We start from the raw sequence: 23,362 nt of genomic DNA on the forward strand, positions 1-23,362 counted from the left end.
TGCCGTGTGCGTCCCGTGTGCGGTGCCGGGTCAGAAGCGTGCGTGCGTGGTGATGTCGGACTCGAATTGGTCGATCATCTGGGGCGTCACCGTGGGGCGGCACTGGGCGATCGCCTCCAGGTAGCCCGCCGTGCTCGCGCCGGGCTGGGCCTCCGCGGCGGCCCCCTGCCCGCCACCCGAGACGGCGGCCGAGGCGCCACCCACGACGCCGGCCGAGACCAGGTCGCGCTCGAAGGAGTTCTGCGCGGCGATCCGGGCGGCGTGCTCGATGTCAGCGGGCGTGAACTGGTCGCTCGCTGCCACCAGTGCGTCGACGTCGACTTCCGGCCTGCCGTCGGTGTAGCGCGCCCAGATCGCCGCGCGGGCCGCCTTGTCCGGCGTCCCGATCGGGATCAGGTAGTCGAAACGACCGGGCCGGAGGAAGGCGGGATCCAGGGAGCGGATCGAGTTGGTCGCACAGATCAGGAGCCGCTCGTCGCGCTCCCGGAAACCGGGGATGAGCTTGAGGAGTTCGTTGGTCACCCCGTGCATCCCGCCGGGCTGCGCCGGTTCCTGGCGTACCGGGGCGATCTCCTCGACCTCGTCGATGAAGACCAGGACGCGTTCCAGCTCGGCGATCGCCGCGAAGGCGGAGCGCAGGGCCGCGGCCAGGTTGCCCCCGTCGGCCAGCCGCGAGGGAAGGATCTCCACGAACGGCCAGCCGAGCCGCGAGGCGATGGCGCGCGCGAAGGTCGTCTTGCCGGTGCCGGGCGGCCCGAAGAGGCCCACTGCCCGGGGCGGGCGCACACCGTGTCGCGCCGCACGCTCCGGCTCGGCAAGCGGCAGCACGACCCGTCGTTCGATCAGGTCCTTCTCGCGCTCCATGCCGACGACCTTGGCCCACAGGTCGCCGGGCAGCAGCCGGCCGCCGAGGTCATCGAGGAGGCTGGCGGCGGGCCCATGCACCGGCTCGACCTTCTCGAAGTAGGCGACGGCCGGGCGGCGGGTATAGCCCGCGTTAAGAAGTCCGTCGCCGAACAGGTCCTCTTCGGGCAGGACGTAGGCGATCCGGCCGACCCGCGCGGCGACCAGGCGGCGCTCCAGTTCGACCAGGAGTGCGCTGGCCAGGCCACGCCCCCGCCAGGCCGGGGCGATCGCGATCCGCATCACCCAGGCCCGCTCCCCGGCCACACAGGCCAGGGCCATCCCGATGGGCACGCCCTGGTGCACGGCGACGACGCCCGGCTGGCGGGACGTCAGGGCACTGATGCACTCGGCCACGGTGAAGACGGACTCCTGGCCGAGCTCGGCCGTGGTGTCCATCAGGTGGACCACCGCGGCGAGATCGCTCTCGCGGTAGTCGTGAATCAGCCAGTTCACAGGCCTCGCCCCTCGATCGTTCTCGTTGTCGCGCCGCTGCGGCGAGGCTAGGGCGCGGAAGGGCACGGAGTGTGTGCCACTGTGCACAAGGCGCGAGGTGAGACTGCTCCGAACCGTCGCTGGGCACAGGGGCCCGAGCATGCGTAGAGCTCTGCTTCACACCGCCCTGCCGGGCCCCCTCACCGGCCGGCTGCGAGGCTCGCCCTCACATCCACAGCACGCCGTCGTCCTCGTGTTCGCGGACGCGATAAACGATCATGCGGCGCAATAGATCTGCCGGCACCGGGCTGCCGTACGGGAGCTTGACCGTGCCCTTGCCGGTTGCGATGTCGCTGAGATCGACGTCGAAGGCTTCGCGGGTGCTGGGCGTGAACGCGAAGTTCACGTGCTTCGCGTGCCCGCTGATCACGAACAAGATTGTCCCGGAGGGGTGCACCCAGGCAGGGTGGCCCCACTTGATGGCTTCGGTCGCCTCCGGCACCGTTTCACGGACCAGCGCACGCAGTTCCTCGAGCAGCTCACGCGCCTGGCCGGCGAATCCTTCGATGTACGCGTCGGTCGTCTGGGCCCTGGGCTTGTTCATGGGATCAGTCTGCCCAAAACGGAACGCCGACCACAGGCGTCGAACTGCAATCCACCGGTTGCAGGTCGGCGCCCGATGTGCAATCTTTGAGTTGCAGATCCGTACACGGCAACCCTGAGGAGCGAGCCATGAGCGACACCACCCGTACCGACACCGAACTCGCCGAGCTCGACCGGATCAGTCGACAGATCGACATCGACGCCCCCGCGGAGCGCGTCTGGGAGTTGATCGCACGTCCCGGCTGGTACATCAACGACGGCACGGTCGACGCCGACCCCGACCTGCGGCACGAGGACGACGTCGCCGTGCTGCGCCATCCGACAATGGGCGAGTTCCGCTTCCGTACCGTGACCCTGGACAAACCGCGCTATGCCGCGTTCCGCTGGATCGGCACCCCGTCCCGGGATGAGTCGACGCCCTCGACACTGGTCGAGTTCTGGATCGACGAGCGGTCCGGTGGAGGGGTGACGCTGCGCGTCGTCGAAAGCGGATTCTCCAGCCTCGCCGAGGACGCGGCCGCGTGGCTGAAGGAACGTGAGGGCAACGACGAGGGGTGGATCATCGAGCTGGGGGCCGCGAAGGCGTTCGTCGAGAAGTCCGCATCGGCCCCGACGGCGACTTCGTGAACGCCTCCCTCCCCGTCGTGTGTGCCGCCCTGGGGGACCCGATGCGCTGGGCGATACTCACCCGGCTCGGCGAGGGCCCGATGTCAGCGTCCGCGCTCGCCAAGGTCCTGCCGGTGAGCCGCCAGGCGATCGGCAAGCATCTGGAGGTGCTGCGTGAGGTAGGTCTTGTGGAGTCCGAGCAGCGTGGGCGCGAGGTGGTTCACCTCGCCATCGGCGCCCGGCTCGGCGCTCTGGCACGGGAACTGGACCGGATCGGCAACTCCTGGGATGCGCGCCTGCTGCACATCAAGGAGCTGGCCGAACAGCCCGGCCCCGACACCCCGAAAACCTCCGGCTGACACGGAACGACCGGTGCCGGCAGGCGGCGTACGACGACGGGAGACGACCATGACCGAGCACGAAGCACACCCGCAACCCGATCAGCACGCCAACACGGCGAGGGACGTCCACCACACCTCCGCGCTGCCACCGGTCGCCGGCCGGGCCGCCTTCCAGGCCGAACTGGACCAACTACGGCTGCGCGAGAAGGCGCACACCCGCGAAGGCGACGCGATCGCCGCAGCCAGGCGCCGGCTACCCATGGTCGAGGTGGCCGCCGACCTCGAACTGACCGGGCCCAACGGGCCGGTCACCCTGCTCGACGCGTTCGAAGGACGCAGGCAGCTCATCGCCTACTACTTCATGTGGCACGACGGCCACGACACCGCCGGGCAGTGCGAGGGCTGCACCTGGGTCACCACCCAGGTGCAGGAGCTGTCCTACCTCCACTCCCGCGACATCACCTACGCCGTCCTCTGCCAGGGCCCCTATGAGGAGAGCCGCCGCTACCGGGACTTCATGGGCTGGCAGGTGCCGTGGTACTCCGCGCTCCCCTCACGGGACGAACTCCTGGTCGGCCGCCAGGTCGGCATGATGCACCTGGTCTGCTATCTGCGCGACGGCGACCGCGTCTACGAGACCTACTGGACGACGCTGCGTGGCGTCGAGGTCATGGACTACAACTACGCGCTCATGGACCTCACCGCGTACGGACGCCAGGAACAGTGGGAGAACTCGCCTCCCGGCTACCCGCGCGACCAGGACACGCCCCCGGAGCACCCCTTGCGCAGCGGGGGACGCCCCATCTCCCAGTGGCCCCGGATCAGCGCCGGACGCTCCGACGACCTCACGCCTCGGCCGTGACAGCACGGTCTGGTCTCCGCGCCGGGCGGCCCTGATCCTGCAACAGCGGCGCAGACGTCTACCGCTGTCGGCGCGCCCGGGAACCGGCCGAGTAGGGACGAGTGCGTGTGCTTCATGCCATGCGGCGCAGCAAGCGGTCACGATCGATCAGTTGGTGTTTGAGCACCCACCCGACGTGCAGCGCCAACGCGGCGAAGAAGACGACGTGCGCCACGATGTGGGCGACGAGCAGGTCGTCACCGGAGAGCAGCAACGCGATACCGGTGAGCGGGATGGCGAACGTGGCCGCGTACAAAGCGGTCTCGATGCCATGTGCCAGGCGTCGCTCCAGTGGCGTCAGGCCAGGCGCCCACGGAGGCAAGGGCGTGGCCAACCTCCATACGAGCCGGGCCAGACCGAGGACCAGCTCGGTGACCCCCAGCACCACGTGCGCCGTGAGCAGCGCGTCATCGCCGAAGGGGTCATACCCGTCCTCCCCTCCCCGACCCCGGCCGTGGCCCTTCCCCGAATCCCCACCCCGCCCACGCCCTCGACCCCGGCCATGGCCGCTGTCGTCGACGTCAAGCAGATACCCCACGGCGAACTGCGCGGCCATCGCCACGAAAACCGCCCAGTGCAGCACCTTCGTGACCAGCCCATAGCCGTGCGCACCATTGCGCAGCTGAATTCCCATGCCTCCAAGTTGCCCCGCCCCCCGCCCCTCCAGGCATGCGGCACATCTCCGAGGGGGATCGTTGGCAGTCTCGGCGATTGGGGTCAGCCGGGAATCGCGTTGCGGGACGATGGCGTGGTCGAAGGCGGGTCGGAGGGCTGCCCCTCCGACCCGCCAGATCGTGCGCTAGGGAAGGCTGTGCACCTTCGGGCCGACGGCGTTCGACCATGCGTTGCCCGCTGTCGCGTCCCAGTTCGTGGACCACGTCATGGCGCCGCGCAGCGACGGGTAGGTCTTGGAGGGCTTGAAGGAGCCGCAGCCAGTGCCGCGGGTCAGGCAGTCCAGGGCGTTGTTCACGACCGAGGGGGCCACATATCCGCTGCCCGCGCCGCGTGTCGACGCTGGGACGCCGATGCCGACCTGCGAGGGGTCGAGGCCGCCCTCCAGTTGGATGCAGGCGAGCGCGGTCAGGAAGTCCACGCTGCCCTGGCTGTAGACCTTGCCGTCACAGCCCAGCATCGAACCGCTGTTGTAGTACTGCATGTTGACGACGGTGAGGATGTCCTTCACGTTCAGCGCCGTCTGGAAGTAGCCGCCGGACGTCGACTGCATGTCGATGGTCTGGGGCGCCATCGTGAGCACCATGTTCGGGCCCGCCTTCGCGGAGAGCTGGCGCAGCGCCTTGGTCATGTAGGTGGGGTTGAGGCCGTTCTCCAGGTCGATGTCGACGCCGTTGAATCCGTACTCCTGCATCAGCGCGTAGGCGCTGTTGGCGAACGCGGTCGCGGAGGCGTCGCTGTTGACGGAGATGGTGCCCTTCTCGCCGCCGACCGAGAGGATCACTGACTTGCCCGCGGCTTTCTTCGCGGCGATGTCCGCCTTGAAGTCGGCGGTGGAGGCGTAGCCGACGGCCGGGTCGAGGTTGAAGGTGATCTGGCCCTGCGTGGTGGTGGCGTCGGCGAAGGAGACGGCGATGATGTCGTACTGCGAGGAGACGTCCCGCAGCTTCTGCACGGTCGCGCCGTTGTCGAAGTTCTGCCAGTAGCCGGTCAGCGCGTGCTTGGGCACGGTGCCGCCGTCTCCGCCGCCGCCTTTGGGGGTCCGTACGGACACAGACGTCGACTTCGCGGACTCCCCCGCCGCGTTCGTGGCGCTCACCTGGAAGGTGTAGGTGGTCTCCGGCGTCAGTCCGGTGACGGTCGTGGAGGCTCCGCCGGGAGAGGCGACCTTGGTGCCGTCGCGGTACACGGTGTATCCGGTGGCCGTGGACACCGGGTTCCAGGACAGATCCACCGAGGTGGACGTCGTCGTGCCCGCCTTCAGGCCCCCCGGCACCGCCGGTATCTCCACCGGGTCGGTGCCGCCGCCCCCGTCGGGACCAAGGACGCTCACATCGTCCACGTAGTACGCGCTCTGCCCGTACCAGCCGTGGGTGTACACGGTGACCGACGTGGTGTTCGCGCCGGTGGTGAAGCTGGTGTTGAGCTGCTGCCAGGAGGTGTTGCCCGGCGTCCAGGTCGACACGTCGGTGGTGCCGGTGCCGCGGGCGCCCAGATACGCATAGCTGCCCTGTACCCAACTGCTCAGCTTGTACGTGGAGTTGGGCTTGACGGTCACGATCTGGGAGCACTCGGCGTTGCTCTGGCCGGCTGGGGTGGCCTTGAGCGCCTTGGCGCCGCTGTGCACGGGCGAGGTGACGGCGGCACCGCTGTTCGCGGTGCACGTCCAGTTGCTCAGGTCCGACTCGAACCCGGCGTTCTTGGCCACGTTGACGTCGGCGGCCTTGGCGTCCGCCGCCGTGCTGTCCGCCGACTGCGCCGGCGCTGCGAGCGCGGTGACGGCGAGCGCGGCAGCGGCGCCGACGGCGATAGCCGCGCCGAATCTCTGGCGAAGGCCAGCTCTGCCCTTACGTACACGGTCCACGGAATGCCTCCAGGGGAGAAGCGAAGGACGAAGGTGAGAGCCGGTGGCCACCGCTACTGTGCGCAAAGCTGGTCCAGACCAATCGAGTTGTCAAGACCTCTGGCAAAGCCAACCGCCCGCGAGGCAAGAAAGCCGCCCTCCGGTGGCCTCAGAGGCTGAACAGTTCTGCCGCATTGTCGTGACACACGGCCCGCAGCCAGTCGCGCCCCAGTTCCAGACGTTCCAGAGCCTGGAGTTGATGGAGGTAGGGGTAGGGGATGTTGGGGAAGTCGGTGCCGAGCAGGATGCGGTCACCGAGGTCGGCGAGACGGGGTAGGGCCTTGCGGGGGAAGGGCATGAAGCTGTCGGTGAAGTCGGTGAACGTCATCGTGGTGTCGAGGCGTACCTGCTCGTAGCGATCGGCGAGATCGAGGAACTCCTCGTACTCGGGCATGCCCATGTGCGCGATGATGACGCGCAGCTTGGGGTGACGGGCCAGAACCCGGGCGACGGATTCGGGTCCGGTGAACTTCCCGGGTGCGGGCCCCGATCCGCAGTGCATCACCACGGGAACCCCCGCCTCGGCCAACTGCCCCCATGCCGTCTGGAGTCGCTCGTCGGCCGGATCGTACGCGCCCACCTGGATGTGGGCCTTGAAGATCCGGGCGCCGGCTTCGAGGGCCTCGCGGACGTAGGTGCCGGTATCGGGCTCGGGGTAGAGGGTGGCGGTGTGCAGGCAGCGGGGGGTGCGATCGGCGAACTCAGCCGCCCAGTTGTTCAGCCACCGGGCCATGCCGGGTTTGTGGGGGTAGAGCATGGAGGTGAAGGCCCGCACGCCGAAATCACGCAGCAGGGCCGCGCGCTCGGCTTCTTTCCGCCGATAGGTGATGGGCCAGGGACGGCCGCCGATCAGGGCACCGCCGGCGTCGAAGTAGTCCCAGACCTTGTGCAGGACGCGTTCGGGCATGAAGTGGGTGTGCACGTCGATCAGCCCGGGCAGGCCGAGCCCGGTCCAGAAACCGCGGATGTCATCGGCCTCGCTGCTCACGGTCGTGCGGGGGGTGGTACTCATCTCCTGCTGCCTCCTTGGGTGCTGCCTGCCTCCTGCGCGGATCGCCCGCCGTCGCTCCCGGCGTACACCGTCTTGTGCACGAGGCCGACAAGGAAGAAAAGCACGGCAGCACGACCGGATACGAAGGTGGGGCCCCCGCGGATTCTGCGAATCGTCAATCAGCGTGCCGGGGGCGGCTGTCCTTCCGCCCGGCTGGGAGAAACACGACGACGTAGTCCTCGAACCCTTGATGCAGGCCCCATTCCTCAGCCTCGAGTGCAGCGTGGGACGCGTCTTTGGGGAGTGTGTGTTCATACGCTGCGGGCGCAGGTGTGCCAATACGCCGCACTCCGCGAGGTCTGCTTGATCACCTCGTCCGGGGCCGGCGGGGCGGGCCAGAACTGCAGGAGGTAGCGGTCGATGATGCTGCCGCCGTCCAGGACAGAGAGCTCCTGGTCGACGGTCAGGTCCATGGCGCTTGCGCCGTAGCGCACGCGATGCGGGACCACGTTCAACTCCACTGTGCACAAAGGGGCTTCACCCCACGGAGTGAGGACCGCTGCGGTGGACGCGGGGTGGAACGGAGCTTCCACGATGTCTTCCCACGCCTCGTCGAGCGTCGGCTCGCTCTCGTGTACTTCGACGGTCAAGCCCACGCGACCGGTGTGCAGGCCGGTGGTCAAGAAGAGGTGGCCGGGCACGGCAGCACCGCACAGGCCGTTGTTCTGTCCGGCGCGGCTATCGGACAGCGGCCCGTCGAACACCTCTGGCCGGCTCTCCACGTAGAACTGCCGATAGCTGACGCGCAGCTCGCCGTCGTACACGGTCAGCATGCCCACTGCCTCTCGATTCAGAACTGGTGACGTAGGCCTGGCGCCCTGAGCCAAGGCTCAGGGCGCGGCACCGGCCCACCCCACACTGACTCGGGTGAGCGCCCCCTAGGTTGCTCGGCTCAGTCGTGCAGGCTCTCCCCGAAACGCGAGCCCTTGGCGAGGCCGAAGTCGGCTGAGCTGAGGGACTTGGAACCAGATCCGGTGAGGCCGGACGACGTGCCCGGCAAGGTCCACAGGCCGCCGCTGCGGTCATTCTCGAAGGAGGCTGTCACGGCCAGGTCGCCCTTGCCGTTGTTGTCGTAGTCGGCGATCCGAACCTGTGCACCGAAGAGGTCCCCGGCTTCGGCGGCACCCGGTACACCCGTGGTGTCCTGGGAGATGCGCACCACCGCGGACTGTGAAACGCCCGAGGCCGAGCCGCGGAACACGGTCACGTCGCCGGCGTTGTCCAGGTCGCCGAACTGTTCGCCGTTGGCGCCCACCACCAGTTCGGCCTTGCCGTCACCGGTGATGTCACCGATCTCCACCGAGGCTCCCCAGTTGTCGCCGTCCTCGTTGGCGCCGGGCACACCCGCGCTGTTCTGATGCAGGACCACCGGGTCGCCGAAGCCCGTTCGACTGCCGTAGCGGACAGTGACGTAGCCGGACCCGCCGCTGGGGTCGTCGACGGAGAAGAACTGGGGCCAGGTGAGGGACGTGGCCATGTCGTCGAAACCGTCACCGTTGATGTCGCCGAGAGCGACGGCGGTGTCGCCGTCGGACACGCGTTGAATCCGGTTCGGAGTGCCCTCCTGGCCGGTGAAGATGTCGGTGCCCGGGCGCCCGGTTCCTGCGTCGCCGGTGACCGCGAGGTCGTCCCTGCCGTCCCCGTTGACGTCGCCCACGGCAGCCTCCGTGTACCGCAGACCCGCACCCGAGACCGACAGGTTGTACGAAGGCGTGGGCTTGCTGTCCCGGGCGAGGCCGCCCTTGTACACGGCGATCGCGCCCGGCTCGATCACCGCAAGGTCCGCGCCGCTGTCGCCGGTGAAGTCCCCCACCGCGACGTCGTAGCCGTGGGCCTGGTGCTGTTGCGGGTTCTCCACGGTGGTCGTGGTGCTGGTGGCGAACGGCTTTGCGCCGCCCCACAGGATGGTGACGCTGCCCTGGCCTTCGTAGGTCTCCACGTCCTCGCCGTCGGCGCCCACGACGAGGTCCGCGTATCCGTCGCCGTCCAGGTCACCGCTGGCCAGCGAGATCCCGAAATGATCGCTGTCTTCCGGGGTGCCAGGCACCCCGGCGGAACTCTGCGTGAGAGCGACCTTCTGGGTCGTCAGACCGTCGGCCGCCCCCAAGGCCACGACCACCTCACCGGCGGCCTCCGCTCCGTTGACGGTCTTGTACGGTGCGCCGATGGCGAGGTCCCGGTGCCCATCACCGTTGAAGTCATCGGCGAGCTTGGCAGGAGCAGCGGCCGCGGGCGCCACTGGGCCAACGGCGAGCAGACCACCGGTCAGCGTGGTGACGGCCGCGGCGGCAACGACGGTGCGGAAGGGCAGGGGCATGAGGTTCTCTCCTTGGAGCCGTGCTGAACGATGCCGTAGACGGTTCAAGGGGTCGAAGGGTTGTACGAGAGAGGGGGAACGGAATCAGACGTTCGTGCTCCCTGGTGCAGCCCTGCCGTCTGCCCGGATTTGCAGTTGTCGCGATCACCGTGATGGCCGTGGGCTGCCCGGCTCCCCCGCGCCGCCTCCCGGCCGGGCAGGGAAGAACTGCACCAGATAACGCTCGACCCCGACGACCGGCTCCGGTGACTCCCTCAGCTCAGCAACCTCAGCACGTCCCGTGCAGTGCGCCCGCACCCACCACCGGCCCTTCCCTCCGAGCTCGATCAGGTCGTCGGTTCGTCCCAACGAGGGCGTCCACACAGCGACATCACCGCTCACCGACTCGAACCCCACCTCGCCTCGCACCTCCCAAGCGACGCCGTCCTCCACAGGCGGGTCCGCGTCCCAGACCTGCACGGTCACCGCTGCAGTGTGCGTGTGGCCGGCACTGCAGAAATCGACGCGACCGGGAAACGCGTTCACGAACGCATCGGCGCTGAACGCATCAGGAAACTCGATCGGCAGGTCAGCGTCCCAGAACTCCTGGAAGGAAAACGCAAAGGAGTCCACGAGCACATACAGGCGCTGCACCCTGACCAGTTCAGCCACGTGAGTCACTCCGACCGGTCGTCACGGACGAGCACCACGATCGCCTCGTCGTGATGTCGCGCCGCAGGCCGGGCCCTTCAAGGCGCCGGTAGCGCGCGTCTACTGGGGTCATCTGGTCACCGCCTCACCGGCTGGCACCCTTGGGCCACGCAACCCGCACGGGGACGCCGGTTCGCTCGGCGTAGGCAACGACGTCCGCTGTGCCGCAGAGTGCCACCAGCTCCTGCGTCCGGTACCGGCTGATCTCATCGGCGGGGAGGGCTCGTACCTGCCGCTCCACGTCCTTGGTCAGTCCACGGTGGCCGGTGATGCCCACCCTCATAGGGCTGTCCCCCTACCGATAGACGCCATGCAACCGCTCCTCGCCTCGCGTACCACCTTGGGCGGCGAACCCGTGTGCAGCGGCCGGCGCACGATGCGTGCCCTCTCCACGATGCACCGGTTAACCCACCGGCGCCGCCGTCGGCGTATCGGAGGCGGTGTCGGACTCCTGGGCGAGGCGTTCCATGCCGCTCGTGTTCTTCAGCGGCTTCTCCTTGATGAACAGGACAGCGATCAGCGCGAGCAAAGCGAACGGTGTGGCCACCAGGAACAGATCGCCTGTGGCGACGCCGTACGCGTGCTCCACGATCTCCCGCATCGGGGCCGGCAGCGTGGTCATGTCGGGCACACCGTGACCGGCGGCCTGGCCGGAGCCGGCGGGGACGCCCGCCTGGTCCAGGCCCTTGGTCATCTCGGTGGCGACGCGGTTGGCGAGGATCGCACCGAGAACGCTGGTGCCGATGGTGCCGCCCAGGCTGCGGAAGAAGGACAACACCGAGGTGGCGGCGCCCAGTTCAGAGGCGGGCACGTCGTTCTGGGCGGCCAGGACGAGGTTCTGCATCAGCATGCCGACGCCGATGCCCATGACCACCATGAAGACGCTGAGCAGACCGAAGTGCGTGTCCGCGTCGATGGTGGAGAGCAGGCCCAGGCCCACGGTCATCGCGACGCCGCCAATGACCAGATACATCTTCCAGCGGCCGGTGGCGCTGATGAGCTGTCCCGCGACCGTGGAGGAGACGAGCAGGCCGAGGATCATCGGCAGGCTCATCAGGCCCGCGACCGTCGGCGACTTGCCGAGGGACACCTGGAAGTACTGGGAGAGGAAGACGGTGCCGCCGAACATCGCCAGGCCGACCAGCAGGCTCGCCAGCGTGGTCAGCGACACGGTGCGGTTGCGGAAGATACCCAGCGGGATGATCGGCTCGGCGACCCGCGATTCCACGTAGACAGCGGCCACGAGCAGTGCCACTCCCCCGCAGACCAGGGCGGCCGTCTGCCAGGACGCCCAGTCGAACTGGTTGCCCGCGAGCGAGACCCAGATGAGCAGCGCGCAGACGCCCGCCACGATCAGGAACGCGCCCAAGAAGTCGATCTTCGCCTCGCGGCGGACGGTGGGCAGCTTCAGGGTGCGCTGCAGCAGCACGATGGCGAGCAGCGCGAAGGGTACGCCGATGAAGAAGCACCAGCGCCAGCCCAACCACGACGTGTCCACCAGGACGCCGCCGATGAGCGGTCCGGCCACCGTGCCGACGGCGAAGACAGCACCGAAGATGCCCGCGTACTTGCCGAGCCTGCGCGGCGGGATGATGGCCGCCATCACGACCTGCGAGAGGGCCGTCAGCCCGCCGGCCCCGATGCCCTGAGCGACGCGGCTGAAGATCAGCAGCCCCACGTCATGGGAGAAACCGGCAAGGAGCGAGCCGACCACGAACATGCCCAGGGAGAGCTGGAGCAGCAGTTTCTGGTTGTACAGGTCGGAGAGCTTGCCCCACAGCGGCACGGTGGCCGTCATCGCCAGGAGTTCGGCAGTGACCACCCAGGTATAGGAGGCCTGGCTGGCTCCGAGGTCGGCGATGATTCGCGGCAGTGCGTTGGAGACCACGGTCCCGGCGAGGATGGCGACGAACATGCCCGCCATCAGCCCGGACATGGCCTGGAGTATCTGCCGATTGGACATGGAAGTCGAAGGCGCCTCTTGAGGCACCGCTGTTGCAGTCACATCGTCTCTTTCAGAGTTCAACGCTGGGCCCATCACACGCAGGGGGCTCCAGAAAGAAATGCGGTTCCGGTCAACGCCGCCCGGACTTGGCCGCCGGTGGCGGCTCGGGCAGGCCGGCCGCCAGGTGGTCGAACACCTCCAGGAAGACGTCCTCGAAGGCCGCCTCGTCCTGATGCACACACCAGTGCTCCACCGCGATCCGTACGGCCGAGGTCCCGACGGCAGCAACCAGCCGTGGGTACAGCCCCAGCGCTCGTCGTCGCTGCTGAGCCTCGGCCTCCGTGCTCTCCGCACGATCTCCGGAGAACGAGGGCGAGCCAGCGCCGATGCGCTCGGCGACGGCTTCGGCCAGGCCGAGCTCGTCCGCCATGTGCGCCCCGATACTGCGCGCGAGGAGTTCGGGAGACCGGCGCAGCACTTCGGCGTGCAGTCGCCACAGCTCCTGTTGCTGCTCGATCTCCTGCAGTTCGACCGCCATCGCGTCGCGGAGGGCGACGAGCGGTGAGAGCTCGCGTGGCGCCTCGCGCACAGCGTTGCGGACCCGGGCACTCGCCTCCGCGCCGACCAGGACGAAGACCTCGTCGCGGGAGTCGAAGTAGTTGAAGAAGGTGCGGGGCGAAACGCCCGCTGCCTCACTGATCGCGTCGACGGTGGTGTGCTCCACCCCGCGCTCCGCGGCGATCCGTACCGCCGCCTCTACCAGCGCAGCCCGCGTCGCCCGCTTCTTGCGCTCTCGCCAACTGCCCGTGACAGCCGTCTCGTCATCCACATGTTGCATGCTACGCAAAAATGCAGAGCCTGCAAAATGTGTGCCGGGCGCGCGCACGCTCGGGTCTCCTGGGTACCGGACCCTTCGGGGGCATCACCCCAGCGGGCCCGGCCGACGAGCGGCTCACGCCGCTCACTTCTACGGCTGCACCTCGACCTCGCCATTTCGGCGTGCGGCGGCACGGCGGCGCAGCCGCATGGGCAGCACATACCAGCAGAACGCGAACCAGAGCATGACCGCGCCGACCAGCACCTCGGCCAACACGCCAGGGACCACGAGGCGCAGGATCAGCAGGAGCGTGCACCCGATGGTCAGGGCGAGGAGCACCATCCCGGCGATCATCAAGCGGCCTGCGGCTTCGACCACTTCGTCCTTCATGCGTTGCCCGGACAGGAAGCGGTGGATGGATACCGGCGCTATCAGTGAACCCGTTGCCGACGCGCCCAGGACGACAGTGACGACGTAGATGACTCGGTCGAACGTACCCAGCTCCCGGAAGAGGGGAGTGAAGGCCACACTGAGCAGAAACCCGAAAAGGATTTGCACGCCAGTCTGAGCAACCCGGGTCTCCTGGAGAATTTCATTCCATCGCCGGTTGACCCGTTGACGGGCATACTCCGGCGGTTCGCCGCCGTTTGTCCCGCCGTCAGATTCCCGGTGTCCAGGACAAGTTGGGGTTTGTTCTACGCGCTCAACCGACGGCTCCGCCAAGGTCATGGTTTCCTCCTGATCCAGAAACGACGGATGCCCCGTGGCGGCCTTTTCATGCGGACCCGCGCGGTTTCCCAGCGCGAGGCCGCGAGTCGGCGGGCGGACCCGAGCAGGTACTCGCGCAACTCTGCTCCGCCGGTCTCGGCATGGCCGGCGTTGTACGCGGACACAAAGCACCTCTCGAAATGCTGTTATCCGGACCGGGTGCACACGAGGCGTGGGCCGCCATGATGTACCGCACCACAAACTCACCGGTCGGCAAAAGGACGGGCCGTCCCTGCATCTCACCCACAGCGCCTCCCCTCCCCCGGCTCGGCGCAGGCCGGACCTGCGTCCGGAGAGTGTGGCTCATGGCTCGGCACCTTCTCCGCGCAAAGGACACCGATGAACGACTCCGCACTCATCACGACCGGCCTGCCGATCGCTCTGGCGATCATCATGTTTGGTCTCGGACTGTCCCTGACCACCGGCGACTTCAGGCGAGTCACCCGGACGCCGAAGGCCGTGGTCGTCGCGTTGGTGCTGCAGGTTCTGGTGCTCCCGGCCGTGGCGTTCGGGCTGGTCAAGAGTTTCAACCTTGACCCCTTGCTTGCCGTCGGCGTGATGCTGCTGGCCGCGTCTCCCGGTGGAACCACGGCCAACCTATTCAGCCACCTCTTTCGCGGAGACGTTGCTCTCAACATCACGCTGACCGCGATCAACTCGGTGCTCGCCGCTCTCACCATCCCCGTCATCACCAACCTCGCCATCGGCCATTTCGACGCCCAGGGCGACCTCGGCCTGCAGCTCGGCAAGGTGGTGCAGGTCATCGCGATCGTGCTCGTGCCGGTCGGTGTCGGCATGGCGGTCCACCGGCGCTCCGCCGACTTCGCCGCACGCGCCGACCGCCCGGTCCGGGTTTTCTCCATCGCTGTGCTGGTGATCGTCTCGGCGGGTGCCCTGCTGGGCGAGCGGGAGAATCTGGCCGACTACATGCAGCAGGTCGGGCTGGTGACCGGCATCTTCTGCCTCGCGAGTCTCACCCTCGGCTACGGCGGTGCTCGACTGCTCCGTCTCGACAAGCGCCAGGCGATAGCGAGCTCCATGGAGGTCGGCATTCACAACACGACCGTGGCACTGACCATCGCGCTCAGCGTTCTGGACAGCACCGAGGTCGCGATCCCCATCGCCGTCTACTCCGTGCTCATGTACGTCCTCGCGGCCGCGTTCGGCTACCTGATAACCCGGCGGCACTCGGACGCCGAGGAGAGCCTGAACCAAACGATCGGGTGACGACACCAGGTCCCTGACTCCAGCCGCCGGGGGTCCCGTCGTCACAGAAGCGCGCAGCCCGCCACCATGGGGACGGCCTTACGAGCCGGAGTCGGCCGTTGCCGAGCGGGCGGTGTGCGAGGCCGTGTTCATGAGCGTGCTCAGCGGGTGGCGCTGCTCGCCGTCCTCCCGGAAGTTCTCCGGTGCCAGCCAGGCGCGGAACGCCTCGCGTAGCGCGGGCCATTCGCTGTCCACGACCGAGTACCAGGCCGTGTCCCGGTTGCGTCCCTTGTACACGACCGCCTGGCGAAACACGCCCTCAAAGGTGAAACCGAGCCGCTCGGCCGCCTTGCGTGAGGGTGTGTTGAGCGCGTCGCACTTCCACTCGTAGCGCCGGTAGCCGAGCTTGTCGAAGGCGTAGGCCATCAGCAAGTACTGCGCCTCCGTGGAGAGGGGGGTGCGCTGTATCAGGGGCGAGAACACCACGTAGCCGACCTCGATGACCCCGTTGGCCGGGTCATGGCGCATCAGCGACAGGGTGCCGACCGCTCGGTCCGCCGCACGGTCGATCACCGCGTAGTGCAGCGGGTCCGCGCTGCGGGCCGCGGCCTGAGCCCAACGGCGGTAACCCTCCTCGCTGTCGAAGGGCTCCTCGGGCAGGTAGGTCCAGTTGCGTCCGTCGGTCTCGGTCGCGTACGCCGCGTACAGGTCGCCGGCGTGCCGCTCGGCGTCCAGCGGCTCGAGGCGGCAGTACGCGCCGTCCAAGTCGACCCGGGCGGGGGCCGCTCGGGCGGTCCAGCCTGGAAGGGGATCTCCGACGGGCTGGTCGTAGGCGTTGAGGCGTGCGGTCACAGGGTCTCCTCGATGTCTGCTCTGGGGCAACGGTACGGCCGGGCAGCGGCGGCGACTGAGCCTGCGGACCTGTGGGCAAGCGGGCCGGGTGGGCCCGGTTGCTACGTAGCGGTGTCAGCCCTGGCTCGATCGACTCCGGTGCCATTCTCTGCTGCCGCGATCCTCTTGTTGCGGCGTACCGACGACCAGAACGACGAGGCGATCAGGATGACGCCGACGAGACCGGTGATGACCTCATTGATCTCGTACTGGATTGTCACCAGGAGAATGGCGGCGAGGGCGCCGATCGCGTAGTGGGCGCCGTGCTCCAGGTAGACGTAGTCGTCGAGGGTGCCCTGGCGGACCAGGTAGACGGTGAGCGAACGGACGTACATGGCGCCCGTTCCCAGGCCGAGCGCCATCAGGACGATGTCGTTGGTGATGGCGAAGGCGCCGATGACGCCGTCGAAGGAGAACGAGGCGTCCAGGACCTCCAGGTAAAGGAACATGAAGAAGGCGGCCTTGCCGGCCAGGACCACCGCGGGCGCGCCGCTGCCGCTCTTCTTGCTCTCCTTCTCGGCCTCCTGTTCACGCTCCTCCTCGTCCTCCAGGCGACGCTCGAAGAAGCCGGAGAGGCCGCCCACGACGAGGTAGGTGATGAGGCCGGCGACACCGGACAGGAGCACCGTCTCCGCCTTGTCCACGTGGGTGCCGCCGTGCTGGTGGGCGTGCGTGGCGACGGTCATCGCGGCGATCATGAGGACGATGAGCGCGATGCACACCGACAGCATGTCGATCTTGCCGAGCTTCGCCAGCGGGCGCTCCAGCCAGCCGAGCCACTTGATGTCACGGTCGGCGAAAACGAAGTCGAGGAAGATCATCAGCAGGAACATGCCACCGAACGCGGCGATCGAGGGGTGCGCGTCGGTCACCAGCTGCTGGTACTGGTCCTTGTCGTTGACCGCCAGGCGCACCGCCTCGATCGGTCCGATCTTGGCGCTGACCGCGACGATCAGGACGGGGAAGACCAGTCGCATGCCGAAGACCGCGATCAGCACACCGATGGTGAGGAAGATCTTCTGCCAGAAGGCGCTCATCTTCTTCAGGATCCCGGCGTTGATCACCGCATTGTCGAACGACAGCGAGATCTCCAGGACCGCCAGGATCGCCACGACCCCGATGGCCGTCCATCCGCCGTAGAACACCGCCGCGACCAGGCCGAGCGCGGTGACCGCGAACGACCAGCCGAACGTTTTCACAACCACTGGCTTCTCTCTCATGGGACGTCGGGCCGGGGTGCCACAGCGCCGGGGAGCGGTTCATCGAACGCTCTCGGACTCTGATCACCAACACTTCCCTCACCTGGTGCCCTTTGGCGGCACTTCACACTCCCGGTCTGGAACTTGCCGTCAGGTGCCGCTGCCCATTCCCGCCGCTCCTAGACCCATCTGGCCGCACGACCGTCGATTGGCGGCCCGCCGCTCAGATGGCGGGCTGATCGGGGTCGCAGCTGGCGCGGCGCAGACCGATGGTGCGCAGTGCGGCGCGCAGGGCGGCTTCGTCTCCGTGCCGGACGGTGTGGACCTTTCCCTCGGCTTCTTCGAGTAGGCGCGAGGGGAGGGCAGGTTCCGCCGAGACATGCCAGATGACGCCGCTGGGAGGATCCAGGCTGCGCAGCTCGCGAAAGGCCGCGGCAAGCTCGGCCGGGGTCCCGGGGACGGCGGTGTCGATGACGACGATGTCCGGGAGCAGGACCCTTGCCTGAGCCAGGGCCACCGAGGGGCTGGCTGCGTGGGAGATCACTCGGTAGTGCGGGCCGTGATGGATCAGCGGGCGCAAAGACCTGATCATGTCGTCGTCGGCCATCAGCAGCACGGTCATCATGCAGCCAGCATGCTTCCTAGCGCTCTTCGCCGCCTGCCCATGACCGGGGCCCCAAAGTGGCGTGAGCCCGGTGACAGCCCGGCTGCGCCGACGCGAGAGCCCCGACCAGCGCGCCGATGACACCCCCGGCCGGTGACGGTGAGCGATAGTGGCGGCGGGCGGTCACGCCGTGTCGAGTTGGCTGCGGATGTGTGTCAGGACGGCGGAAATGAGCTGGTCGAACTGTGCGTCTGCGGGAGGCAGGGGCAGTACGGCCGCCTGCCGGAGGGTGGGGATGTCGAGGTCGGCGTGCGAGGTGAGCCAGGCATCGGGGACGAGTGAGCTGCTTTCGGCGCCGGCCCGGTCGGTGGGGTGGTCGACGAGAAGGGTGAACGACAGGACGAGCAGGGAGAGGTGGCGGTGCGCCCCGAGCGCCGCCGGAAGACCGAGGCCGACGCTCTGCAGAAGCCGGAGGAAGCGGTCGAGGTTGATCAGGCGGTTGGGGTGCACGGAGGCCGGGGGTGCGTCCTCGTCGAGGGAGACGAGCAGGGCGCGGGGCCAGCGCCGGTAGAGCGCGCGCAGCGACCGGGCGTAGTCGGCGACGGAGGTCTCCCAGGTCTCGGGGTGCAGGGCAGGCGGGTCCCAGGCGTCGAGCATGAGGTCCACGGCGAGCGCGACGACGTCCTGGCGGTCCTCGACGTAGTTGTACAACGCCCGCACGGTGACGCCCAGTTCAGCGGCCAGGGCGCGCATGGTGACGGAACGGAACCCTTGTGAGCCGGCCATCTCCAGGGCTTTGGCGGCGATGCTTTCGCGGGTGAGGACCGGGCGGCCCTTGCGGGTGGCGGGGCGGCGGCGGGGAGCGGCAGGCATGACGTCAGCCTACGACCCCCATCCTTAAACTTCACACCCGTTGACTTTTAGGGGCGGCGAGCTGCACGCTGACCATCCGCCCCGTCCGCGCCTGGAGGTCGAGCACCGCATGACAGCGCAGAACCCGTCCCGCCGCTTTCCGCCGTTCAGCGGGGTCTTGGTCCTCGTGATGGTCTCCACGGGGCTGGTGGTCGTCGACCTCACGATCGTGACGGTCGGACTGCCCCTGCTCAGCGCGGACCTCGCCGAGGGGGCCTCCGCAGAGTCGGTGGTCGTGACGTACATGGTCGCCATGGGGGCGCTCACCCAGGTCGTCGGGAGCCTCTCGGACCGGTGGGGCCGACGCTCGTTGTTTCTCGCCGGGATCGCCGTGTTCACCCTTGCCTCCCTGGCGGCGACCGTGGCACCGGACCTGGCGTGGCTGAACATCGCACGCGTCGTCCAGGGCGCGGGAGCCGCAGCGATCATGGTGAACGGCATCCCGCTGCTCTCGGACCGCTACAGCGGCGAGGAGCGCAATCTCGCCATCGGAGCCTGGGGATCGTTCGCGACCGCATCCGGGCTCCTCGCCCCGACGCTCGGCGGGCTGCTGATCGACGCCTTCGGATGGCGGGCCGTCTTCGCGATCAACCTCCCCCTCGGCGCGGTGGCCTGGGTACTGGCCGCACGCATCCTGCCGCGCCCCGTCCCCGCAGCTCCCGAATCCGGGCGTCCTGACTGGGCCGGCAGCGCGCTGCTCACGCTCGGCCTGGGCACCGCCACCTTCCTCATGCTCCGCCCGGACGAGACGCCGTGGTCCTGGCAGCACACTGCCATGCTGGCCACCGCGTGCCTGGCGCTGGCAGCCTTCCTGGCCGTCCAACTGCAAGTGCCCCAGCCCATGGTGGACTTACGGATGTTCACTCGGCCCGCGTTCTCCGGCGCGATGCTGGCCGTCCTCCTCTCCCGTGTCCTGACCATGGGCGGCTCGGTCTACCTCGTCCTGTACTTCTCCGAGGGGCTGCGGCTGAGCCCGACCGAGGCAGGCCTGTTGATGACGCCGATCTTCCTCGCCCAGATCGTCATGGGCATGGTCGGTTCCAAAATGCTCAGCCGCTGGGCGCCCGGCCACGTGATCGGCTTCGGTTATGCGCTCAAAAGCGCCGGCCTCCTGGCCCTGGCATTGCTGATCACGCCCGGCACACCGTGGTGGGCCCTGCTGGTGCCACTCCTGGCGTGGGGAGCTGGTGGCGGGATCGCCGGTGCGCCCGTCATGGCCGTCGCCGTACAGGTCGCCCCTCCCGAACGGGTCGGCATGGTCGCCGGAACCGTATCCACCCTGGCTTCCCTCGGCGCCGGCGTCGGCACCGCGGCTCTGGGCGCGGTCTACACCCTCCAAGGCGGCCAGGGCAGCCAGGCGGTCACCGAAGGGACGCAGGCCGTGCTCGCCTCGGCCGCACTGCTCGCGGTCCTCGCCGTGCTCACGACCGTGACGCTCATTTCGCCGGGCCGGGTGCCTCGCCCGGACCGCAGGGAAGAGCCCGTTTCCTGAGTCGCCTCTCCGGCGGCGATTGCGGCCGTCACCAGTCAGCTGAAGCCATGTTCGGTGAAAGCACAACCCCCGCGTTCGGCGTAGGGCAGTGCCTGCCGGGATACGAGCCGCGGAGCCTGCCGGAAGTACTGATGGAAGCCCGAGGCCCGGAACCTCAAGTCAAATGAGTGGCCTTCGATGTGCCAGAGCGGGCATGGCGCAAAGTTCGGACGGGCATCATCCGGCACCAGCCGATGCACTGTGTCGACCTCCAAGTCCAAGGCGAGACCTTTGAAGTCGAGGTCTCCCTCAAGGTCGAAGACATCCTCGAAGACGAGTGTCACCGGAGAGACCCAGAACGAAAAGTGTGTCGCGGGTGGGACCGGGTGGACCCAGCGGACGATGTAGTCGAGGTCGAGGAGAAGACGCGGCAGGATGTCGTCAGTCGGCTGGACGGACAAACCATGGATGGTGGCGTCATGCCACCCCATGTCCTCGAAATCTGCGTCGCTCCAGGTGCTCTTGGAGAGACCTGATTCCTCGTGACTACCGTTGGCCATGCCCGAATCCAACCAGACACCTCAACTGAAGCGCGGACTAAGGTTCCGGGCTACCAGGATCTACGGTCGGGGCGCCATCACTCCGTCGATTCCAGAATGCGGGCGAGCGTCTGGTGCCCCATCTTGCTCATCGGCGGATTGCTCTCCACGTAGTACCAGACGACCCCCATCGCCTGCTCGAACGCCCATGCCTTGCCCCGCTCCCACTCCAGATCGTCACAGGCCAGGGTTCGCCTAAGAGTTTCCCGCGGGCCCGGCTGCAACAAGTGCCAGGCGCTGACCAGATCCAGCGCCGGGTCGGCCGGGCCGAAGCCACCGGTGTCGAGTACCCCTCCGAGCCGGTCTCCCGCAACCAGCACATTGCCGGGAATCAAGTCCATATGGCTCATCACGTCGGCACCCGTGCGCGGCAACTCCCGAAAGTGGCCCCATAGTTGGCGCAGCCGGGGCACGTCGAGCAGCCCCTCACTCTCCTCGAAACACTTCGCCATCCAGTCGTCGTGGTGAGCGAGAACGCCGCCGCGCCCTTCGCCACTGAAACGCCGCCCCTGCGTATCGACGCCCCGCAAGGCTGCGATGAAGACCGCAAGGTCCTCGGCGAAAGCGTGCGACCCACTCGGGTCAGCATCAAGGGCGATGGTTCCCGGCACCCATGTCTGCACCAACCACGGCATGGGGTAACCCGCTCCAGGCTTCCCCAAGGCGACGGGTTCTGGGGCAGGGAACTGGGACACCTGTGCCAGCTCCGCGCTCGCCTGCGCTTCCCGTTCCAAAACCGCCAGGGTCTCGTCAGCATCGGCCAGACGCAACGGGAAACGCACGGAGAGGTCATGCCCGATACGGAAGATGGCATGGACCGTCCCAGTCGAGGCCAGGAGCTGGATCGCCTTGCCGCTCCACTGAGGGAACTGATCTCGGATCAAGGTCGCAACGATCTCAGTCGTCACGTGCACTTGGTCATCGTGCATGATCAATCTCGCAGGCCCTTCACTCGTCCAGTTCGCAGCGCCGGAGCAGAACAGATCGACAACGACGAGAGCCAGTATTCAGACGACAGGGTGCAGATCAACTGGAATTTGCGGCCACCCAGGCGTCTCAGCCGACGTATGCGGGGAGTCGGGTCAGCAGGTGCCGGAGGAGGTCGGCGCGCCGACCCCGATCTGCAGGGTGCTCGGTGCGGCGCAGCAGCCGCCGTCCTGTTCCTGCGCGGCTGCAGGTTCGTCGAACAGGCCCGCGCCGCCGCAGACCCCGGTCTCCGGCAGGGTCAACTCCACGCGCTCGGCGGCTTCTTGGTCCCCGGCGAGGGCGGCGGCGATGGAGCGGACCTGCTCGTAGCCGGTCATGGCCAGGAAGGTCGGGGCGCGGCCGTAGGACTTCATGCCGACGAGGTAGACGTCCTTCTCCGGGTGCGAGAGCTCGCCCACGCCGTGGGGGTAGACGGTGCCGCAGGAGTGGACGTTGGGGTCGATCAGCGGGGCGAGCTCGATGGGGGCCTGGAGGCGCTCGTCGAGGCCCAGGCGCAGCTCGGAGACGAAGGAGAGGTCGGGGCGGAAGCCGGTGAGGACGATGACCTCGTCGACCGGATCGAGGCGGCGGCCGTCCTCGGAGACCAGGGTCAGCTGGTCGCCCGTCTTCTCTACGGCGGTGGTGCGAAAGCCGGTGACGGCATCCGCGTGGCCGTCGTCGACGGCCGCCTTGGCCGCCAGGCCGAGCGCGCCGCGGGCCGGGAGCTGGTCGGCTTCGCCGCCGCCGAAGGTGGCGCCGCCGATGCCGCGGCGAAGGACCCATGCGGCGTGGGTGCCGGGGGCGTCCTTGGCGAGGTCGGCCAGGTAGGCGAGCGCGGTGAAGGCGGAGGCTCCGGAGCCGATGACGGCGCTGCGCTTGCCCGCGTAACGGGCGCGTACGGCAGGGTCCTTGAGGTCCGGTACGCGGTAGGAGATGCGGTCGGCGGCGGCCTTCTCGCCGAGCGCGGGCAGTCCGTCGCCGCCGATCGGGCTGGGCGTGGCCCAGGTGCCGGAGGCGTCGATGACGGCGCGGGCGGTGATGCGCTCCTCGCGTCCGTCGGCGTAGGCGATGTGGACGGTGAAGGGCTGCTGGTCGCGGTCGGCGTCCACGACACGGTCACGGCCCAGGCGGGAGACACCGGTGACCGTCGCACCGAAGCGGACCCGCTTACCCAGGACGTCGGCCAGCGGCTGCAGGTAGCGCGAGGCCCAGTCGCCGCCGGTCGGGTAGGTCGCACCGTCGGGCGCGGACCAGCCGGTGGGCGCCAGGAGCTTTTCGGCGGCGGGGTCGACGACCTCGGCCCAGGTGGAGAAGAGGCGTACGTGACTCCACTCGCGCACGGCCGCTCCCGCTGTGTCGCCCGCTTCCAGGACGAGGGGTTCGATGCCCCGCTCTACGAGATGAGCGGCGGCGGCCAGCCCGATGGGACCGGCGCCGATCACCACGGTGGGCAGGGCGGTGGTGGACGCGTGGGCGGTCGGCTTGCACGGCTCGCTCATGGTGACTCCCTCATTCTTGTTTCGACGTCTGTCGATGGCTTGCGCGGCCAGGATGCCACCTGT

24 protein-coding genes are annotated in these 23,362 nt (G+C 68.3%); 5 read left to right on the plus strand and 19 right to left on the minus strand.

Going from position 1 to position 23,362, the window contains the following annotated elements; genetic code table 11:
• Positions 1-30: 30 nt before the first annotated feature.
• Both AB0M70_RS32030 and AB0M70_RS32035 read right to left on the minus strand, forming a co-directional pair.
• The gene (locus AB0M70_RS32030) at positions 31-1,359 is read right to left on the minus strand and encodes a bifunctional GNAT family N-acetyltransferase/ATP-binding protein (RefSeq protein ID WP_365825478.1); all 1,329 of its coding nucleotides are present in this window, start codon (positions 1,357-1,359) and stop codon (positions 31-33) included.
• 205 nt (positions 1,360-1,564) lie between these two features.
• The gene (locus AB0M70_RS32035; RefSeq protein ID WP_365825480.1) at positions 1,565-1,942 is read right to left on the minus strand and encodes a DUF1801 domain-containing protein; all 378 of its coding nucleotides are present in this window, start codon (positions 1,940-1,942) and stop codon (positions 1,565-1,567) included.
• 128 nt (positions 1,943-2,070) lie between these two features.
• Between AB0M70_RS32035 and AB0M70_RS32040 the strand changes: the two genes are divergently transcribed.
• Genes AB0M70_RS32040 through AB0M70_RS32050 form a run of 3 tightly spaced genes read left to right on the plus strand, consistent with a single transcriptional unit; the run spans position 2,071 to position 3,750 of the window.
• The gene (locus AB0M70_RS32040; RefSeq protein ID WP_365825482.1) at positions 2,071-2,568 is read left to right on the plus strand and encodes an SRPBCC domain-containing protein; all 498 of its coding nucleotides are present in this window, start codon (positions 2,071-2,073) and stop codon (positions 2,566-2,568) included.
• On the plus strand, positions 2,565-2,906 hold the full coding sequence (locus tag AB0M70_RS32045) for a metalloregulator ArsR/SmtB family transcription factor (RefSeq protein ID WP_365825484.1): 342 nt from the start codon (positions 2,565-2,567) through the stop codon (positions 2,904-2,906). Before AB0M70_RS32040 ends, AB0M70_RS32045 begins: the two co-directional genes overlap by 4 nt.
• Before the next feature lie 49 nt (positions 2,907-2,955).
• On the plus strand, positions 2,956-3,750 hold the full coding sequence (locus AB0M70_RS32050; RefSeq protein WP_365825486.1) for a DUF899 family protein: 795 nt from the start codon (positions 2,956-2,958) through the stop codon (positions 3,748-3,750).
• A gap of 112 nt (positions 3,751-3,862) precedes the next feature.
• On the opposite strand, the gene AB0M70_RS32055 is transcribed toward AB0M70_RS32050, so the two are convergent.
• The 10 genes from AB0M70_RS32055 to AB0M70_RS32100 all read right to left on the minus strand — a co-directional run bounded on the left by AB0M70_RS32055 (position 3,863) and on the right by AB0M70_RS32100 (position 13,913).
• On the minus strand, positions 3,863-4,423 hold the full coding sequence (locus AB0M70_RS32055) for a cytochrome b/b6 domain-containing protein (protein ID WP_365825488.1): 561 nt from the start codon (positions 4,421-4,423) through the stop codon (positions 3,863-3,865).
• Positions 4,424-4,588: 165 nt separating this feature from the next.
• Positions 4,589-6,325 (minus strand): glycoside hydrolase family 18 protein, encoded by a 1,737-nt coding sequence (locus AB0M70_RS32060; RefSeq protein ID WP_365825490.1) that lies wholly within the window; start codon positions 6,323-6,325, stop codon positions 4,589-4,591.
• A gap of 148 nt (positions 6,326-6,473) precedes the next feature.
• Complete coding sequence (locus AB0M70_RS32065; protein ID WP_365825493.1) at positions 6,474-7,376, minus strand: amidohydrolase family protein; 903 nt, start codon at positions 7,374-7,376, stop codon at positions 6,474-6,476.
• Between the two features lie 290 nt (positions 7,377-7,666).
• Positions 7,667-8,188, minus strand: coding sequence for a hypothetical protein (locus tag AB0M70_RS32070; RefSeq protein ID WP_365825495.1), 522 nt, complete (start codon positions 8,186-8,188; stop codon positions 7,667-7,669).
• Between the two features lie 119 nt (positions 8,189-8,307).
• Entirely contained in the window at positions 8,308-9,732 is a 1,425-nt protein-coding gene (locus AB0M70_RS32075) for an FG-GAP-like repeat-containing protein (protein ID WP_365825497.1), read from the minus strand.
• 144 nt (positions 9,733-9,876) lie between these two features.
• The gene (locus AB0M70_RS32080; RefSeq protein WP_365825499.1) at positions 9,877-10,383 is read right to left on the minus strand and encodes a hypothetical protein; all 507 of its coding nucleotides are present in this window, start codon (positions 10,381-10,383) and stop codon (positions 9,877-9,879) included.
• A gap of 124 nt (positions 10,384-10,507) precedes the next feature.
• Positions 10,508-10,705, minus strand: coding sequence for a hypothetical protein (locus AB0M70_RS32085; protein WP_365825501.1), 198 nt, complete (start codon positions 10,703-10,705; stop codon positions 10,508-10,510).
• Positions 10,706-10,825: 120 nt separating this feature from the next.
• A complete protein-coding gene (locus AB0M70_RS32090; protein ID WP_365825503.1) occupies positions 10,826-12,385 on the minus strand; it encodes an MDR family MFS transporter in 1,560 nt (519 codons plus the stop codon).
• A 112-nt stretch (positions 12,386-12,497) separates the two neighbouring features.
• Complete coding sequence (locus AB0M70_RS32095) at positions 12,498-13,205, minus strand: TetR family transcriptional regulator (protein ID WP_365825505.1); 708 nt, start codon at positions 13,203-13,205, stop codon at positions 12,498-12,500.
• 129 nt (positions 13,206-13,334) lie between these two features.
• Complete coding sequence (locus AB0M70_RS32100) at positions 13,335-13,913, minus strand: DUF6328 family protein (protein ID WP_365825507.1); 579 nt, start codon at positions 13,911-13,913, stop codon at positions 13,335-13,337.
• 378 nt (positions 13,914-14,291) lie between these two features.
• Between AB0M70_RS32100 and AB0M70_RS32105 the strand changes: the two genes are divergently transcribed.
• Positions 14,292-15,179: a bile acid:sodium symporter family protein gene (locus AB0M70_RS32105; RefSeq protein ID WP_365825509.1), complete on the plus strand. Its 888-nt coding sequence runs from the start codon at positions 14,292-14,294 to the stop codon at positions 15,177-15,179.
• A gap of 78 nt (positions 15,180-15,257) precedes the next feature.
• Here AB0M70_RS32105 and AB0M70_RS32110 read toward each other — a convergent pair whose 3' ends face one another.
• The 4 genes from AB0M70_RS32110 to AB0M70_RS32125 form a co-directional block, all read right to left on the minus strand.
• Positions 15,258-16,010: a GNAT family protein gene (locus AB0M70_RS32110; RefSeq protein WP_365825511.1), complete on the minus strand. Its 753-nt coding sequence runs from the start codon at positions 16,008-16,010 to the stop codon at positions 15,258-15,260.
• A gap of 101 nt (positions 16,011-16,111) precedes the next feature.
• Positions 16,112-17,254, minus strand: a complete 1,143-nt coding sequence (locus tag AB0M70_RS32115) for a DUF475 domain-containing protein (RefSeq protein WP_365825513.1) — start codon at positions 17,252-17,254, stop codon at positions 16,112-16,114.
• 217 nt (positions 17,255-17,471) lie between these two features.
• Positions 17,472-17,873 carry a hypothetical protein gene (locus AB0M70_RS32120; RefSeq protein WP_365825515.1) on the minus strand — a complete coding sequence of 134 codons (402 nt, stop codon included), beginning with the start codon at positions 17,871-17,873 and terminating at the stop codon, positions 17,472-17,474.
• A gap of 162 nt (positions 17,874-18,035) precedes the next feature.
• On the minus strand, positions 18,036-18,725 hold the full coding sequence (locus AB0M70_RS32125) for a TetR/AcrR family transcriptional regulator (RefSeq protein ID WP_365825517.1): 690 nt from the start codon (positions 18,723-18,725) through the stop codon (positions 18,036-18,038).
• Between the two features lie 109 nt (positions 18,726-18,834).
• Between AB0M70_RS32125 and AB0M70_RS32130 the strand changes: the two genes are divergently transcribed.
• Positions 18,835-20,256, plus strand: a complete 1,422-nt coding sequence (locus AB0M70_RS32130) for an MFS transporter (RefSeq protein WP_365825519.1) — start codon at positions 18,835-18,837, stop codon at positions 20,254-20,256.
• A gap of 35 nt (positions 20,257-20,291) precedes the next feature.
• Here AB0M70_RS32130 and AB0M70_RS32135 read toward each other — a convergent pair whose 3' ends face one another.
• The 3 genes from AB0M70_RS32135 to AB0M70_RS32145 all read right to left on the minus strand — a co-directional run bounded on the left by AB0M70_RS32135 (position 20,292) and on the right by AB0M70_RS32145 (position 23,299).
• A complete protein-coding gene (locus tag AB0M70_RS32135; protein ID WP_365825521.1) occupies positions 20,292-20,795 on the minus strand; it encodes a hypothetical protein in 504 nt (167 codons plus the stop codon).
• A 77-nt stretch (positions 20,796-20,872) separates the two neighbouring features.
• Entirely contained in the window at positions 20,873-21,763 is an 891-nt protein-coding gene (locus AB0M70_RS32140; protein WP_365825523.1) for an aminoglycoside phosphotransferase family protein, read from the minus strand.
• 153 nt (positions 21,764-21,916) lie between these two features.
• A complete protein-coding gene (locus AB0M70_RS32145; protein ID WP_365825525.1) occupies positions 21,917-23,299 on the minus strand; it encodes an NAD(P)-binding domain-containing protein in 1,383 nt (460 codons plus the stop codon).
• Between the last annotated feature and the right edge of the window lie 63 nt (positions 23,300-23,362).

Source organism: Streptomyces sp. NPDC051214, from assembly GCF_040682375.1.
Taxonomy (GTDB): Bacteria; Actinomycetota; Actinomycetes; order Streptomycetales; family Streptomycetaceae; genus Streptomyces.